The following is a 13,849-nucleotide window of genomic DNA, read 5'->3' as shown; positions in this document are numbered from 1 at the left end:
CGGCATCCGGCGGTATAGGCCGCACATGCACCGCCCGCCGAGTGAACCCGATATCGAAACCATGCTGCTCGGCCCGGTCCTGCCGGAGCGCGACTGCGGCGACTGCACTGCCTGCTGCACCCATCTGACGGTCAATTCGCCGGATTTCGCCAAGCCGGCCGGCATCGCCTGTTCGCACCTGACGCCAGGCGGATGCGGCATCCACGCAGTACGCCCGCATATCTGCCGGACCTGGTTCTGTGTCTGGCGCCGCCGCGCCGACCTGCCCGACGCCGCCCGGCCCGACCGCTCCGGCCTGCTCGTCTCGCTGAATTTCGTCGACCAGGCGCAGAATTGTCTGGAGGCGGTGTCGATCAATATCCGCATGCTGCCGGGCAGCGACGCAATCCGCAACGGGCTGGCCGCCGCGACGCTCGACCGCCTGTGCCGGGACCTGGTGCCGGTCTGGTTCAGCGACGGCGAGGAAAAGATGCTGATGCACCCGGCGGCCGACGTCGCCCGTCACGTCCTGTCCGACACCCCGCCGCCCGCCGCGCTCGCGCCAGAGGTAGCCGCTTGGCGCGAACGCTACGCCCTGTTCGGCGCCGATCGGACCGATGCCGACTGACGCAGACCGTCTGGGCTGACAACGTTATCATCCTGCAGTAAGTCGGGCGCGAACAGCGAACAGGAAACGGCTGGGGGACGATGATGCCAGTATCGACAAACGGACTGAATAGAACCATTGTGAACGTTCACTCGACTTCGATCGGAAAGCACCGCATGCCCGCCACTTCCCGCACCACCCTGCTGCGCCTGCTCGGCGGCACGTTGCTCGCCGGCAGCATCCTGTCGTCGCCCGCTTTGGCGCAGACGACCAACAACGCACCCAAGGCCGCTAGTGCGCCGACCGAAGGCCCGCAGCAGCGCCCATGGATGAACACCGCGCTCGACGCCGCGGCGCGGACCGAATTGCTGCTGAAGGAAATGACGCTCGACGAAAAGCTCCAGCTGACCTTCGGCTATTTCTCGACCAAGGCGGAATGGCAACGCTCGCCGATCAAGAACTGGCAGATGCCGAAGGACGGCCTGCCCGATTCCGCCGGCATCGTCCCGGGCATCCCGCGCCTCGGCATCCCGAACCAGTGGCAGACCGATGCCGGTGTCGGCGTCGCCAGCCAGCGTACGCAGACCCCGCGTCTGCGCACGTCGCTCCCCTCGGGCATCGCCACCGCCGCGACCTGGAACCCCGAACTCGCGCAGGCGGGCGGTGCGATGATCGGGAACGAGGCGTTTCTGTCGGGCTTCAACGTGCAGCTGGCCGGCGGCATGAACCTGATGCGCGAACCGCGCAACGGGCGGAATTTCGAATATGGCGGCGAAGACCCGCTGCTCGCGGGCATCATCACCGGCCACGAGATCAAGGGCATCCAGTCGCAGAACGTCGTTTCGACGATGAAGCATTTCGCCTTCAACGGGCAGGAAACGAACCGCTTCAACATCGACCACAGGATCGGCGAACAGGCCGCCCGCCAGTCCGACCTGCTCGCTTTCGAATTCGCGCTGGAGGTCGGCGATCCCGGATCAGTCATGTGCGCCTACAACCGCGTCAACGGCTTCTATGCGTGCGAGAATGACTGGCTGCTCAACAAGACGCTGAAGCAGGACTGGGGCTACAAGGGCTTCGTCATGTCCGACTGGGGCGCAACCCATTCGACGACGCAGGCGGCCAATGCCGGGTTGGACCAGCAATCGGGCTGGGCGTTCGACCGCTCGCCCTATTTCGCCGATGCGCTGCGCGAAGCGGTCAACAACGGCTATGTGCCCGAAGCCCGCGCGACCGACATGGCCCGCCGCATTCTGTGGGCGATGTTCGACAACGGCCTGTTCGACAAGCCGGTGGCCGGCGACCGCGCGACCACGATCGACTATGCCGCCCACGCCGCCGTCACCCGCGCCGATGCGGAAGAAGGCATCGTCCTGCTCAAGAACACGCCGGGCCTGCTGCCGTTGTCGCGCACGGCAAAGTCGATCCTCGTCATCGGTGCCCATGCCGATGTCGGCGTCCTGTCGGGCGGCGGGTCGAGCCAGGTCTATCCCTATGGCGGTCCGGTCAACGGCTTGGCCGTGGCGGACGAATTCCCCAGCGGCTTCCCCGGCCCCAAGCTCTACCACCCGTCCTCACCAGTGAAGGCGTTGCAGGCCCGCACCCGCGCCACCGTTACCTATCTCGACGGCAAGGACGTTCGCGCCGCCGCGGCCGCCGCGCGCAAGGCCGATGTCGTCATCGTGTTCGGTGAACAATGGACTGGCGAATCGATCGACGCGCCGAACCTGAACCTGCCCGACAATCAGGATGCGCTGATCGACGCGGTCGCGCGCGCCAACAAGCGCACCGTCGTCGTGCTCGAAACCGGCGGTCCGGTGCTGATGCCGTGGCTGCCAAAGGTCGGCTCAGTGCTCGAGGCATGGTATTCCGGCACCTCGGGCGGCGAAGCGATCGCCCGCGTCCTGACCGGCGAGGTCAACCCGTCGGGTCACCTGCCCGCAACCTTCCCCGCTTCGCTCGCCCAGCTGCCGCGTCCGGTGATCGAGGGCGATCCCAAGCTCGACCGCGATTCACACCCGATGGGCAATTACGATATCGAAGGCGCTGCGGTCGGCTACAAATGGTTCGACAAGACCGGCGCCAGGCCGCTGTTCCCGTTCGGCTACGGCCTCTCCTACACCAATTTCACGCTCGGCAAGCTGACCGCCACGCCGCAGGGCAAGAGCGTGTCGGCGAGCTTCACCATCACCAACAGCGGCAAGGTCCGGGGCAAGGGGCTGGCCCAGCTCTATGTCGCCGGCAACGGCTGGGAAGCACCCAAGCGGCTCGGCGGCTTCACCAAGGTCGATCTGGCCCCGGGTGAAAGCCGGTCGGTCACGCTGACCGTCGATCCGCGCCTGCTAGCGACCTTCGACAGCAAGACCCGCGGCTGGAACATCGCCGGCGGCGACTATCAGCTGCTGCTGGCCCATTCCGCGACCGACATCGCCGAACGGGCAACGGTGCGGCTGGCGCCCGCTACGCTCGACAATCGCGGGCGGTGATGGGACGTCCGGGGATCGGTCTCGATCCCCGGATCGTCCAACCAGACCACGCCATCTCCGTCACCCCGGGCTTGACCCGGGATGACGAGCTGGTGGATCGGTCCTGTCGCGCTCAAATTCGTCGTCCGCCGGACAAGCCGAGCCGGCCGGGTTTTACGCCATGAAGTGGGGAAGGTGACGCTCTCCGCAAAACAAAAAGGGCCGCGGTAGCATCTGCCACCGCGGCCCTTTTCGCAGCAATCGACGCGGCATCCCGCCGCGTGCGACTTACTTCTTGCCGAGCGTGAGACCGCCGAAGCGCTTGTTGAAGCGCGCGACCTGGCCGCCCGAATCCAGCATCTGGCCACGGCCGCCGGTCCATGCCGGGTGCGCCAGCGGGTCGATGTCCAGCTGCATCGTGTCGCCTTCCTTGCCCCAGGTGGAGCGGGTTTCGAACACCGTGCCGTCGGTCATCTGGACCTTGATCATGTGGTAGTCGGGGTGCGTGTCTTTCTTCATCGACTGTCTCCGCAAGCGGCTGGTTCCGACCAGCCCTGGAAAGGGGAAGGCGCGCCCGTACACGGACGCGCCCATAATAGCAATGATCGGTATCCGCCTACGCCTTGGGCGGGTCGGCGATCATCGCGGTGAATTCGCATTCGGCGGCCAGTTCGCCATCGATCCGCGCCTTGCCCGCGAACTTGCAGACCCGCGCGCGCTTCTGCACGAACTCCGCCTCCAGCGTCAGCAGCACGCCCGGCTCGACCGGCTTGCGGAACTTCACGCCGTCGATCGACATGAAATAGACCAGCTTGCCCGAGCCGGCGAGGCCGAGGCTTTCGACCGCGAGGATGCCGGCGGCCTGCGCCAGCGCCTCGACGATCAGCACGCCCGGCATGATCGGACGGCCGGGGAAATGCCCCTGGAAAAAGCCTTCGTTGATCGTCACCGCCTTGATCGCGGTGATCGACCGGTCGGGGATCAGCTCCGCGACACGGTCGACCAGCAACATGGGATAGCGATGCGGGATCGCCGCCATCACGCGCGTGATGTCGAGCGGTCCGATCGAGGTCGCTTCCCCTTCCATCGATCAGCGGCCTGCCGGGGCCGGACGTGCGCCGGCGGCGGGCGCGGTCGGGGCGGCCTGTGCCGGGGCGGTCACGCTGACGCTCGGCAGCTGCGCGTTGAGGGCGGCGAGCACCGCGTCGGTGATCTCGGTCGCCGGTGCGTTGTAGAAGCTGCTGCCCTTGTCGACGGCCAGCGTCGCGCCGCGCTGCTGCGCGACCTGGGTAATGATCGGGCCCAGCTTCGTGCCGATCTGTTCGCGGACATAGGCGATGTTGCGCTGGACCTGCTGTTCCTGCTGGCCGATCTGCTGCTGCGCCTGCTGCTGGCGCTGCTCGAAGGTGCGGATGCGGGTCTGGAGCGCGGCGTCCGGGTTGCCCTTGGCGGCGGTCACGGCGGTCTGCAGCGACTGCGCTTCGGTCTGCAGCGGCTGGCCGAGCGAGGTCGCGAGCGACTGGAGCTGGGTGCGCTGCGTCTGGAGCTGCGCGGTTGCCGCCTTGCACGCGGTGCAGTCGCGGAAGATCCGCTCCGAATCCACGACGGCGATCTTCGCGTCGGGCAGCGCCTGGGCGAACGCCGGGGCGGTCGGAAGGGCGAAAACGAATGCGGCGACAGCCGCCTTGGTGAAGCTACGCATCAGAATTGGGTTCCTACGTTGAAAGTAATGAGTTTCTTGTCGTCGCCCGGCTGGCTCAGCAACGCCTTGGCAAGGTCGATGCGCAGCGGCCCGAACGGCGAGTTCCAGTTCACCCCGATACCGATCGACAGGCGCGGGCGAGCCGAATCGCCAAGGAACTGTTCGAGGAAGGGATCGGTGGTCGACACGGCAAGCGTGTTCGCTTCACCGCCGGCGCACGTGCCACCGATCGTCGCCGAGTAACCGACCGCACAGGTGGTCTGGCGGAATGCCGTTGCGCCCGACGCGTCGGTGAACTGGTTGTTGTAGACCTGCTGACCGTTGATCTTGGTCGGCTGGCTGAACGGCAGCAACGACGGCGACCCGTCCTTGTTGAACCGCAACGTGCCATCGGCATTCTTCGCCTGCTCGAACTGAACGGTCGGCAGCGGACGGGTGACGCCGAACAGCGCACCGGCCTGGATGAAGATCGACGGACGCAGCCCCAGCTCGGCGATGCCCGATCCCAACGGCGGCTCGAGTTCGAGCTTGCCGAGATAATAGGCCTTGCCGCCCAGCGGGTCGTTCAGCACCTGATCGCGTGCGGTGATCAGCGCCTGATCGCCCCCGGCGACCGACCCGGTGTAACGCTGCCGCTGGATGCGCGGGCCGACGCCGCGAATGTCGAAGCCGCGGAACTGCGGTTCACCCAGATAGAAGCGATCGACGATGCGGACCGGATCGATTCCCTCGCCCGGGCTCTTCTGGAGCGCGTGGATATAGCCGCCCTCGATACCGGCCGACAGGACGAACCCGCCGAGATTCCAGTATTTGTCGAAGTCGCCGCGCACGCGGGCATAGCGCACGTCGCCGCCCAGACCGGCAAAGTCGACGCCGGTCACCAGCCGCTGGCCACGCGACGGGCGCAGGCGGTTGTTGAGATTGTCGAAGATCAGATTCGCGCCGACGATGCTCGACAAACGGTTGCCGATTGAATCGCACAGATAGCGCCCGGCCTTCAACGGGTCGCAGACGCCGTCGGTGAAATAGGTCGCCTCGTCCAGCCCGACATTGTCCTGGCTCAACTGATAGCGGCCCGACAGCGTCCAGAACTCGGTCAGCGGCACGCTCGCCACGACCTGTCCGCCGGTCGAAATCTGCGAATAGAGCGAGTTGCGGCCGGTGCCGAGGAAGTTGAACGAATTGAAATCGCGGCGGAACAGCGTACCGCCCAGCGCGATATTCTTGTCGAACAGATAGGGTTCGGTGAAGCCCAGCTCGATCGACTTCTGATAGGTCGAATAATTGACCGACGCCTGAAGGTCCTGCCCCTTGCCCCGGAAATTCCGTTGGCGGATCGACGCCTGGATGATGAAGCGTTCGAGGCTGGAGAAGCCGGCCGACAGCGTCAGTTCGCCGGTCGACTTTTCCTCGACATTCGCCGCCAGGATGATCCGGTCGGGCGAGGACCCTTCCTTGCGCTCGATTTCGAACTTGTCCTGGAAATATCCCAGCGAATTGATGCGGTCCTGCGAACGCTTGATCAGGAACGCGTTGAACGCGTCCCCTTCGGCCACGCGGAATTCGCGACGGATCACGCGGTCCTGCGTCTGCGTATTGCCGGTGATGTCGATCTTCTCGACATAGGTGCGGTTGGCTTCGTTCAGGAAGAACGTGATCGCCATGGTCAGGTTTTCGCGGTCCGGCTGATATTCCGGGCGCACGTCGGTGAACGCATAGCCGAACAGCCCGGCATATTCGCTCAGTTGGTCGATCGCGTCTTCGGTCAGCTTCGCGTTGTACCAGTCGCCCTTCTTCATCGGCAGCGACTTGGTCAACGATGCGTTGTCGAAGTCGCGGATCGCGCTTTCGACCGCCACATCGCCGAATTTGTACCGCTTCCCTTCCTCCACCACGTAGGTGATGATGAAGTCTTCCTTGTCCGGCGTCAGTTCGGCAACGGCCGAGATGACGCGGAAATCGGCATAGCCGTTGGTCAGGTAGAATTGGCGCAGCTTCTGCTGGTCGTAGGCGAGGCGATCCTGATCATAGCTCGTGTTCGAGCTGAAGATGCGCCACGGCCGCGACTCCTTGGTCGCCATCTCGCCGCGCAGCTCGCTGTCGCTGAACACCTCGTTGCCGAGGATGTTGATCTGGCGGACCTTGGACTTCGGCCCTTCCTGGATTTCGAAGATTACGTCGACGCGGTTCTGGTCGAGCATGACCATCTTCGGCTCGACATTCGCCGCGAACCGGCCCTGACGGCGATACAGCTCGACGATCCGCGCCACGTCGGCACGGACGGCGGTACGGGTGAAGATCTGCCGCGGGGCGAGCTTGATCTCCTTGGTGATCTTGTCGTCCTTCAGCCGCTTGTTGCCTTCCAGCACGACGCGGTTGATGATCGGGTTCTCGCGCACCCGGACGATGATGTCGCTGGTCTCGGCGCCCTCGATCTCGACATTGGCGAGCAGGTCCGACGCGTACAGGTCCTTGATCGCCTGATCGAGCGTTTCCGCGGTGTACGGAATGCCGACGCGCAGCTTGGTATAGGACAGCACCGTGTCCGGTTCGATACGCTGTGCGCCTTCGACCCGGAGCGAGCGGATGGTACGGGTCGGCGCGACGGGCGCCGCCGGCGCCTGCGCGGTGGGCGGCTGGACTGCCGGGGCAGCAGCGGCCGGGCGCGTCTGGGCCGAGGCGGCCGTGCCCGAGAGCATCGTGCTCGCGAGCAGCGCGACGCCATGCGCGCCGTAAATCGAAAACTTGCTTGCCGTCACCAAACCCACCCCAACCGGAGGAACTTTCCAAACAGGACGATTGCGCCCTGCCCTAACCGCGTCAGCCGATCAAGCCGGCCAGCCCACGCCACACGCCGAACGCCCCCAGATCGTTCACCGTGACGAAAATCATCAATGCAAGCAACAGCGCCAATCCGCCGCGGAACGCCCACTCCATCGTCTGCGGGCTGACCGGCCCGCGCTTCACCGCTTCGATGGCGTAGAAGAACAGGTGGCCGCCATCCAGCATCGGAACTGGCAACAAGTTGATGAACCCCAAGTTAATGGATACGAACGCCACGAACGTCACCAGCGCCGGCCAACCGAGCGACAGCTGTTCGCCCGACGTCTTGGCAATGCGCAAGGGGCCGCCCATTTCGTCCATCGAACGCCGCCCGGTGATGATCTGCCACAGCCCGTCGACGGTCCCGCGCAGGATCGCACCGACCATCCGCGTGCCTTCGGCTGGCGCCTGCCAGAGCGGCAGCGGGGCATAGACCGGAGGCCCACGCTCGATGCCGAACCGGCCGATCTTCGCTTCGTTGCCGAACCGGTCGCGCTGTACCACCGAACCGATGACGGCATCGGTCTTCTGCGCCGCTCCGCCGCGCAGATACTCCACCGTCACCCGTTCGCCCGGATGCATCGCGGTATAGAAGGACAGGTCCGAAAAGGTTTCGATCGTCCGCCCGTCCAGCGCCGCGATCCGGTCCCCCGGCTGCAATCCGGCGCGGTCCGCAGCACTGCCCTGCACCACACCGCCGACTGTGGCCGGCGTGCGATCCACGCCATAGGCTGCGGCAAAGCCACCCAGGATCAGGACTGCGAGCAACAGGTTCACCGCCGGCCCCGCCGCAACGATGATCGCCCGCTGCCATACCGGCTTGGCCTGAAACGTGCGAGCGCGCTCATGGGCCGGCAGTTGCAGCCATTCCGCATCCGGCTGCGACGCCGGGTTCATGTCGCCGGCAAAGCGGACATAGCCCCCCAGCGGTAGCCATCCGAACTTCCACCGGGTGCCGTGCCGGTCGGTAAAGCCGGCAATCTCCCGGCCGAACCCGACCGAAAACGCATCGACCTTCACACCGAACCAGCGTCCGGCGGCATAATGGCCAAGCTCGTGCAGGAACACCAACGGCCCCAGCACCAGCAGGAACGCGATGATGGTCATCAACAGTCCGGGGGATTCGATCAAGCGACGCCGTCCTTCACACGCTCGCCCGCCAACACCCTTGCCTCCGCATCGATCGTCAGCACGGCGTCGAGCGTCTGCGGCTTCGGCGGATCGAAGCGATCCAGAACATCCGCGACGATTGCGGCAATTTCGAGGAAGCCGATCCGCCGGTCGAGAAACGCCGCCACCGCGACTTCATTCGCCGCGTTCAGGATCGCCGGCCGCGCCCCGCCCGCCGACAGCGCGGCACGGGCCAGCGCGAGAGCGGAGAAGCGCACCATGTCGGGCGCCTCGAAATCCAGCCGCCCGATCCGGGCAAGATCGAGCCGTTCGCACGGCGTATCCATCCGGTCGGGCCAGGCGAGCGCGTGCGCGATCGGCACGCGCATGTCCGGCGACCCCAGTTGCGCCAGTGTCGACCCGTCGACATATTCGACCATCGAATGGATCACCGACTGGCGATGGACCAGCACGTCGAGCTGTTCGGGGCTGACGGGGAACAGGTGATACGCCTCGATCAGTTCGAGGCCCTTGTTCATCATCGTCGCCGAATCGACCGAAATCTTGGCGCCCATCGACCAATTGGGATGCGCCACCGCCTGTTCGGGCGTGATGGCGCGCATCTCTTCCAGTGATCGCTCGCGGAACGGCCCGCCGCTCGCGGTCAGGATGATGCGGCGGATGCGCTCGGGCGGGCAATCGTCGAGGCACTGGAAGACCGCATTATGCTCGCTGTCGACCGGCAGCAGCGTGGTGCCCGCCCGGCGCGCCGCCGCCATCATCACATCGCCGGCCGAAACCAGGGCTTCCTTGTTGGCAAGCGCCACCGCGCCACCGCGCGCCAACGCTGCCATGACCGGCTTCAGCCCCGCGGTGCCGACGATCGCCGCCATGGTCCAGTCGACCGGCCGCGCCGCCGCTTCGACCACCGCCTGCGCGCCGCCCGCCGCCTCGATCCCGCTGCCGTCCAGCGCGTCGCGCAACGCCGGCAGACAGGCTTCGTCGCCGACCACCGCCAGCGCCGCGCCGACCCGGCGTGCAGCGGCTGCCAGCTTGCCGACGTCACGATGTGCCGTCAGCGCCTCGACCGCGAAATCATCGGGATTGCGCTCGATCAGGTCGAGCGTCGACGACCCGACCGATCCGGTCGCGCCCAATATGGTAACCCGCTTCATGCCAGATACAGCCCCGCCAATACCATCAGCGCCGCAGCCGGCGCGACGGGAACCAGTCCGTCCAAACGATCCAAGACGCCGCCATGGCCGGGCAGGACGTTGCCCGAATCCTTGACCCCGGCCTTGCGCTTCAGCTGGCTCTCATACAGGTCGCCCATCTGCGCCAGTACCGCCAGCAGCGGCGTCGCCAGCACCAGATGCAGCGGCAGTCCGGCATATTGCAGCACGCCCGCCAGCACCGACGCGGCGATTACGCCGCCGATCAGTCCGGCCCAGGTCTTGTTCGGGCTGATCGTCGGCGCAAGCTTCGGCCCGCCGATCGACCGGCCCGCGAAATAGGCGCCGATGTCGCATGCCCAGACCAGCGCCATCGCCCAGAAGGCGAGCAGCAGCCCGTCGCCCTGCCCGCGCAGGAACACGACCGCCAGCGCCGGCGCCCCGCAATAGACGATGCCACGCGCCAGCCCCGGCAGGCGGGTCGTGATGACGACGAAGAACGCAGCGCCAATAATCAGCCCCAGCGCCAGGAAACTCGCTCCCGCCGCCAGCGGCGACAGGATCGCCAGCGGCACGGTCAGCGCGAACTGCGCCAGCCGCTTATGCTCGCGCGAGACTTTGTGCAGGTCGGCCCATTCGGCCATCATGAACAGGGTGCCGATCGCGACCAGCAGCCAGAACACGAAACCGCCCAGCCACAAGGCGGTCGCCGCCACCGCAATCATGCCGACACTGGCCAGCGTCCGCGTGGCAAGGTCGGATTTGCGCCGCGCAACCGGATCGGCGGCGGGATCGGGAATCACAGGCCCCCGAACCGGCGCTGCCGCTGGCCATAGGCGGCGATCGCCTGCGCCAGGCACTCGCCGTCGAAATCGGGCCACAGCGTGTCGACGAACAACAGCTCGGCATAAGCCGCCTGCCACAACAGGAAGTTCGACAGGCGCTGTTCCCCCGACGTGCGGATCATCAGGTCGAGCGGCGGCAGGCCATCGGTATCGAGTTCACGGTCGATCGCCGCCTCGTCGATCGCCGACACGGGCATCCCGGCCGCAACCTTTTCCGCCAGCCGCCGCGCCGCCGCGACCAATTCGGCCTGCGCGCCATAGTTCAGCGCGATGGCCAGGATCGGCCCGGTGTTGGTCGCCGTCCGCGCCACCGCGTCGTCGATCAACTCGACCAAGTCGGCCTTGAGCGCGCGGTAATTCCCAAGGATGCGCAGCCGCACGCCCTCGCGCGTCAGTTCCTTGATCTCGTTCTTCAGGAAATGGCGCAGCAACCCCATCAGGTCGCCGATTTCCTCTTCCGGCCGGCGCCAATTCTCCGACGAGAAGGCATAGAGCGTCAGCGCCTCGATGCCCTGTTCGCGCGCGGCCCGGGTGATGCGACGCACCGCCTCCACGCCCTGCCGATGGCCCGCCACGCGCGGCAGGCGCCGGGCCTTCGCCCAGCGGCCGTTGCCGTCCATGATGATCGCCACATGACGCGGAATGGATGCGGAGGAATGCAGGCCCGGTTCGTCGGCATGGGCCGGAACCGGAGCACGCGCGGCGAACGACGTCACTTGCCGAGGATTTCCTTTTCCTTGGCATCGGCCGCCGCATCGATCTCGGCGATCGTGGCGTCGGTCAGCTTCTGGACCTCGGTCTCGTGGCGCTTGCGCTCGTCTTCCGAATAGACGCCCTTCTTCTCGTCGGTCTTCAGGCTTTCCATGCCGTCGCGACGGACGTTGCGCACGGCGATACGCGCCGATTCCGCATATTTGCCGGCCAGCTTCGCCAGTTCCTTGCGACGCTCCTCGGTCAGGTCGGGGATCGGCAGGCGCAGCGTCTGGCCGTCGACGATCGGGTTGAGGCCGAGACCGGCCGAACGGATCGCCTTGTCGGCCGGGCCGACATTCGACTTGTCCCACACCTGGACCGACAGCATGCGCGGCTCGGGCGCCGACACGGTCGCGACCTGGTTCAGCGGCATGTGCGCGCCGTACACCTCGACCATCACCGGATCGAGCAGCGATACCGCCGCCCGCCCGGTGCGCAGACCGCTCAGGTCGCCCTTCAGCGATTCCACGGCACCGGCCATCCGGCGCTCCAGATCGGCCTTGTTATATGCGGCCATAACCGACTTCCTTCTGAATCAAGCGTTGTTCTGGACGATCGTCGACACACCTTCGCCCGCCAGCACGGCGGCAAGGTTGCCTTCGTCGCGAATGTTGAAGACGACGATCGGGATATTGTTGTCGCGGCACAGCGCCACCGCCGACGCGTCCATCACCTTCAGGTCGTCGGCCAGCACGCGCCCGAAGCCCAGCGTGTCGTAGCGCTTGGCGGTCGGCACCTTCTTCGGGTCCGCGTCATAGACGCCGTCGACACTGGTGCCCTTGAACAGCGCCTCGCAACCCATTTCGGCGGCGCGCAGCGCGGCGGTGGTATCGGTGGTGAAGAACGGGCTGCCAGTGCCGGCGGCGAAGATCACGACGCGCCCCTTCTCCATGTGGCGCACCGCGCGACGGCGGATATAGGGCTCGCACACCGACGCCATCGGGATCGCCGACTGGACGCGGGTTTCGACGCCGATCTGTTCCAGTGCGTTCTGCATGGCGAGCGCGTTCATCACGGTCGCGAGCATGCCCATATAATCGGCGCTCGCGCGCTCGAAGCCCGCCGCAGCCCCGGCGACACCGCGGAAGATGTTACCGCCGCCGACCACGACGCACACCTCATGCCCTTCGCCCCGCGCGGCCTTGATCTCGCGGGCGACGCGGTCGCACATCGCGGGGTCGATGCCGAACTGGCCCGATCCCATCAGCACTTCGCCGGACAGTTTCAGGAGGATACGATTGAAGCGGGGACGGGTCATGAAACCTGCAAAGTTGGCTGGATTGGAGCGCGGCGGACCCTAGCCGCGACCGCCCGCAAAGCCAAGCGGCCATTGGCCGATACGACAAGGGCCGCAGGTGCATATCACACCTGCGGCCCCTGCCTTTGCCGGATCGGCGGGTAGGACCTTACTTGGTCAGGCCGGCCGTGGCGGCGACTTCGGCGGCGAAGTCGCTCTCTTCCTTCTCGATGCCTTCGCCGAGCTGGAAGCGGACATAGTCCTTCAGCACGATGGTCGTGCCCGCGTCCTTGGCCGCCTTGGCGACGACGTCCGCGACCGGCGTCTTGCCGTCCATCACGATCGGCTGGCTCAGCAGCGCGTTTTCCTTGGCGAACTTCTTCACCGAACCTTCGACCATCTTGGCGATGATGTCGGCCGGCTTACCCGATTCGGCGGCCTTTTCGGTCGCGATCTGGCGCTCACGCTCCAGGATGTCCTGGTCCAGACCGCTCTCGTCCAGCGCCAGCGGGAAGGCAGCGGCGATGTGCATCGCGATCTGCTTGCCCAGCGGTTCGAGGACGTCGACGCCGGCGTCCGATTCCAGCGCGACCAGCACGCCGATCTTGCCCAGGCCGGGGGCGGCGGCGTTGTGGACATACGGGATCACCGCGCCCTTGGCGACTTCGACGGCCTTCGCGCGACGCAGCACCTGGTTTTCGCCGATGGTCGAGATGTTGGCGACCAGCGCGTCCTCGACGGTGCCGCCGTTCGGCATCGCCTGGCCCTTCAGCGCCTCGATATCGTCGCCCTTTTCCAGCGCGATCGCGACGACGTCACGAACGAAGCTCTGGAACTGGTCGTTCTTGGCGACGAAGTCGGTCTGGCTGTTGACTTCGATCGCAACGCCCTTGGTGCCGGCGACGGCAACGCCGACCAGACCTTCGGCCGCGGTGCGGCTCGACTTCTTGGCGACGGCGGCAAGGCCCTTGGTACGCAGCCAGTCGACGGCGGCTTCCATGTCGCCATTATTCTCGGACAGCGCCTTCTTGCAGTCCATCATGCCTGCGCCCGAGCGCTCACGCAGTTCCTTGACGGCGGCGGCGGTAACTTCTGCCATGATCAGGCTCCTGATTGGTGTTCGATATGCTTGCGGGCGAGGCAGCGCGTGTTCCGC

General features: G+C 66.2%; 13 protein-coding genes. 2 read left to right on the top strand and 11 right to left on the bottom strand.

All coding sequences use genetic code 11. The annotated features are described in order from the left end of the window. Window positions 1–25 precede the first annotated feature (25 nt). A complete protein-coding gene (locus AVT10_RS08570; protein ID WP_066689863.1) occupies window positions 26–607 on the top strand; it encodes a YkgJ family cysteine cluster protein in 582 nt (193 codons plus the stop codon). A 155-nt stretch (window positions 608–762) separates the two neighbouring features. After that, window positions 763–3,072 (top strand): beta-glucosidase family protein, encoded by a 2,310-nt coding sequence (locus AVT10_RS08565; RefSeq protein ID WP_066689862.1) that lies wholly within the window; start codon window positions 763–765, stop codon window positions 3,070–3,072. 267 nt (window positions 3,073–3,339) lie between these two features. On the opposite strand, the gene rpmE is transcribed toward AVT10_RS08565, so the two are convergent. The 11 genes from rpmE to tsf form a co-directional block, all read right to left on the bottom strand. Next, entirely contained in the window at window positions 3,340–3,570 is a 231-nt protein-coding gene (gene rpmE, locus AVT10_RS08560) for a 50S ribosomal protein L31 (RefSeq protein ID WP_066689861.1), read from the bottom strand. 97 nt (window positions 3,571–3,667) lie between these two features. Next, the gene (fabZ, locus tag AVT10_RS08555; RefSeq protein ID WP_066689860.1) at window positions 3,668–4,138 is read right to left on the bottom strand and encodes a 3-hydroxyacyl-ACP dehydratase FabZ; all 471 of its coding nucleotides are present in this window, start codon (window positions 4,136–4,138) and stop codon (window positions 3,668–3,670) included. Between the two features lie 3 nt (window positions 4,139–4,141). After that, complete coding sequence (locus AVT10_RS08550; protein WP_066689859.1) at window positions 4,142–4,753, bottom strand: OmpH family outer membrane protein; 612 nt, start codon at window positions 4,751–4,753, stop codon at window positions 4,142–4,144. Beyond that, window positions 4,753–7,452, bottom strand: a complete 2,700-nt coding sequence (gene bamA / locus AVT10_RS08545) for an outer membrane protein assembly factor BamA (protein WP_084401509.1) — start codon at window positions 7,450–7,452, stop codon at window positions 4,753–4,755. The genes AVT10_RS08550 and bamA overlap by 1 nt, the downstream gene beginning before the upstream one ends. Before the next feature lie 121 nt (window positions 7,453–7,573). Continuing rightward, window positions 7,574–8,707 carry a M50 family metallopeptidase gene (locus AVT10_RS08540; RefSeq protein ID WP_066689858.1) on the bottom strand — a complete coding sequence of 378 codons (1,134 nt, stop codon included), beginning with the start codon at window positions 8,705–8,707 and terminating at the stop codon, window positions 7,574–7,576. Continuing rightward, window positions 8,704–9,861 carry a 1-deoxy-D-xylulose-5-phosphate reductoisomerase gene (locus AVT10_RS08535; protein ID WP_066689857.1) on the bottom strand — a complete coding sequence of 386 codons (1,158 nt, stop codon included), beginning with the start codon at window positions 9,859–9,861 and terminating at the stop codon, window positions 8,704–8,706. The genes AVT10_RS08540 and AVT10_RS08535 overlap by 4 nt, the downstream gene beginning before the upstream one ends. Further along, window positions 9,858–10,661, bottom strand: a complete 804-nt coding sequence (locus tag AVT10_RS08530) for a phosphatidate cytidylyltransferase (RefSeq protein WP_269746905.1) — start codon at window positions 10,659–10,661, stop codon at window positions 9,858–9,860. The genes AVT10_RS08535 and AVT10_RS08530 overlap by 4 nt, the downstream gene beginning before the upstream one ends. Continuing rightward, window positions 10,658–11,365: an isoprenyl transferase gene (locus AVT10_RS08525; protein WP_269746906.1), complete on the bottom strand. Its 708-nt coding sequence runs from the start codon at window positions 11,363–11,365 to the stop codon at window positions 10,658–10,660. Before AVT10_RS08525 ends, AVT10_RS08530 begins: the two co-directional genes overlap by 4 nt. Before the next feature lie 50 nt (window positions 11,366–11,415). After that, entirely contained in the window at window positions 11,416–11,973 is a 558-nt protein-coding gene (gene frr, locus AVT10_RS08520) for a ribosome recycling factor (RefSeq protein WP_066689855.1), read from the bottom strand. A gap of 18 nt (window positions 11,974–11,991) precedes the next feature. Further along, the gene (gene pyrH, locus AVT10_RS08515; RefSeq protein WP_066689854.1) at window positions 11,992–12,714 is read right to left on the bottom strand and encodes a UMP kinase; all 723 of its coding nucleotides are present in this window, start codon (window positions 12,712–12,714) and stop codon (window positions 11,992–11,994) included. 148 nt (window positions 12,715–12,862) lie between these two features. Then, window positions 12,863–13,792, bottom strand: coding sequence for a translation elongation factor Ts (gene tsf / locus AVT10_RS08510; protein WP_066689853.1), 930 nt, complete (start codon window positions 13,790–13,792; stop codon window positions 12,863–12,865). Window positions 13,793–13,849 lie beyond the last annotated feature (57 nt).

The sequence above is a fragment of the Sphingomonas hankookensis genome, from assembly GCF_001619955.1.
Taxonomy (GTDB): Bacteria; Pseudomonadota; Alphaproteobacteria; order Sphingomonadales; family Sphingomonadaceae; genus Sphingomonas; species Sphingomonas hankookensis_A.
The sequence above is the reverse complement of the archived record's forward strand: the minus strand, read 5'-3'. Positions and strand labels throughout refer to the sequence as shown.

Coding starts and splice junctions, on each gene's coding strand:
- bamA (WP_084401509.1), bottom strand. CDS start 7,452: ATGCTCTCGGGCACGGCCGCCTCGGCCCAGACGCGCCCGGCCGCTGCT.
- frr (WP_066689855.1), bottom strand. CDS start 11,973: ATGGCCGCATATAACAAGGCCGATCTGGAGCGCCGGATGGCCGGTGCC.
- AVT10_RS08570 (WP_066689863.1), top strand. CDS start 26: ATGCACCGCCCGCCGAGTGAACCCGATATCGAAACCATGCTGCTCGGC.
- AVT10_RS08535 (WP_066689857.1), bottom strand. CDS start 9,861: ATGAAGCGGGTTACCATATTGGGCGCGACCGGATCGGTCGGGTCGTCG.
- pyrH (WP_066689854.1), bottom strand. CDS start 12,714: ATGACCCGTCCCCGCTTCAATCGTATCCTCCTGAAACTGTCCGGCGAA.
- tsf (WP_066689853.1), bottom strand. CDS start 13,792: ATGGCAGAAGTTACCGCCGCCGCCGTCAAGGAACTGCGTGAGCGCTCG.
- fabZ (WP_066689860.1), bottom strand. CDS start 4,138: ATGGAAGGGGAAGCGACCTCGATCGGACCGCTCGACATCACGCGCGTG.
- rpmE (WP_066689861.1), bottom strand. CDS start 3,570: ATGAAGAAAGACACGCACCCCGACTACCACATGATCAAGGTCCAGATG.
- AVT10_RS08565 (WP_066689862.1), top strand. CDS start 763: ATGCCCGCCACTTCCCGCACCACCCTGCTGCGCCTGCTCGGCGGCACG.
- AVT10_RS08550 (WP_066689859.1), bottom strand. CDS start 4,753: ATGCGTAGCTTCACCAAGGCGGCTGTCGCCGCATTCGTTTTCGCCCTT.